This is a genomic window from uncultured Meiothermus sp. (assembly GCF_937863175.1).
Taxonomy (GTDB): domain Bacteria; phylum Deinococcota; class Deinococci; order Deinococcales; family Thermaceae; genus Meiothermus.
Genome location: NZ_CALMCQ010000333.1, coordinates 1 through 1774, shown reverse-complemented (window position 1 = coordinate 1774; position 1774 = coordinate 1). Strand labels below are relative to the sequence as shown.

General features: G+C 61.3%; 1 protein-coding gene. It reads left to right on the top strand.

Annotated elements, in window-relative coordinates; all coding sequences use genetic code 11:
* The coding region (locus tag Q0288_RS12535) for a protein kinase (protein WP_299430920.1) at window positions 1–1714 on the top strand (1714 nt) is incomplete at its 5' end.
* Window positions 1715–1774 lie beyond the last annotated feature (60 nt).

The window sequence follows — 1774 nt, the reverse complement described above, 5'->3', positions numbered from 1 at the left end:
AAAAGTCGGCATCGGCGGCATGGCCACGGTATACAAGGGCCGCAACAAGAAAGATGGCCGCCTGATCGCGCTCAAGATTCCTCAGGAAAAATACGTTGGCGACCCTCGGTTTGTGCGCCGTTTCCACCGCGAGGCCGAACTGCTGGCCCACCTCGACCACCCTGGCATCGTCAAGGTCTTCGATCACGGCAACCAGGGCGATACCCATTACATCGCCATGGAATTCCTCGATGGCGAGGGTCTGGATCGCATGATCGAAAACAAGCGCCTGAGCACCAGGAGCATCGTGGAGGTGATGAGCCGGGTAGCCGAGGCCCTACAGCATATCCACGCTCAGGGCATCATCCATCGGGATATCAAGCCCGGTAACATCATGGTGCTCAAGAATGCCGTGCGCGAGGATGGCAGCGTAGACCCCCGTGGGGTGCGCCTGATGGACTTCGGGATTGCGGCCGGCAAGGTCTTGACCCGCCTGACCATTACCGGGGCCCGCATTGGCACTCCGGTCTACATGAGTCCCGAACAGGCCAAGGGCCAGCGCATTGACCACAAGTCCGATATCTACAGCTTTGGGGTGGTATTTTACGAGGCGCTGTGCGGCCAGCCACCCTTCCAGGGAGCCTACGAGGCGGTGATCCACCAGCAGATCACCCAGATGCCCGCCCCCCCTAAACAGGTCAACCCCGAGATTCCCCAGGTGCTTTCCGATCTGGTCTACCGGATGCTGGAGAAAGACCCGGAGAAACGCCCTGGCCTGGAAACTGTGCTGGACGTGCTGCGTGGCAAGTGGCAGGAAGACCCCGGCCTCACCGCGCCCATCTATCTGGCCCTGGCGGTAGAGACCAAAAAGGGTACCCTGCGCCTGATGGATCTGAATGGCACCCTGATGCGGATGTGGAGCGGGGTGGGCAGTGGGCGGGGGATGTTCCCCTCGCCCCCGCTATCGATTTCGATAGACAAGAACAGCGGCTTCTGGATCAGCCTCTTCGAGTACGGCGGCGGTGCGGTGCGGCTGGTGCACCGCTTCGATGTGGAGGGTGAGCTTACCCACTCGATCGCGCCTTATGGCATGAAGCTGGGGGAGTTGCTCTATCCTATTTCACTGGCGGCGGTGTCTGATGGCCTGCTGGTACTGGATGGCGAGGCCTGTACCATCACCCGCTTCGACCTGGAAGGCAAACCCGTGACCCGTTTTGGTGGCGCGGGTCAGGGTCGGGGCACCTTCGAGTCGCCCAGGGTGATACTGGCTAGCCGCAACTACATCTTTGTGCTGGACTACGGCAACCGCCAGGTGCAGCGCCTCGAGCACAGCGGTCAGTATGTCTCGCGATACGCCTTCCGCAAGAGCCGGGAGTCGCAGGAGCTGCGGTTGTTGGGCGGCCTGGGTCTGACCCCCGACGACCAGTTGCTAATCTACGACTCCGACAGCCAGAAGATTCGCAAGCTCTCCCTCGAGGGCGAAGTGCTGTTTTCGCTGCCCCTGCCCGTGGCCGAGGGCGAAGACCCCACCAGCCAGGTGGAAATGGCGGTGCTGGACGATATCATCTACGCCATCCGCCGGGGCAGCACCCGAATTCACCGGGTCAAGCTGAGTGGACAACCCCTCTCGAGCCTCGAGGTCTATGCCCCCTTGCGCGGCATCGCCTTCTGGAACAACACTCACAAGGCCAGAGCCGAACCACCCATAGACCTCTCGGCCCAGGCGTTTGATTAGAAGGTTTCGGGTCGCAAAAGGGAAGATCACTGACCCTCGAGCCTCCACCAATTTTGCCCT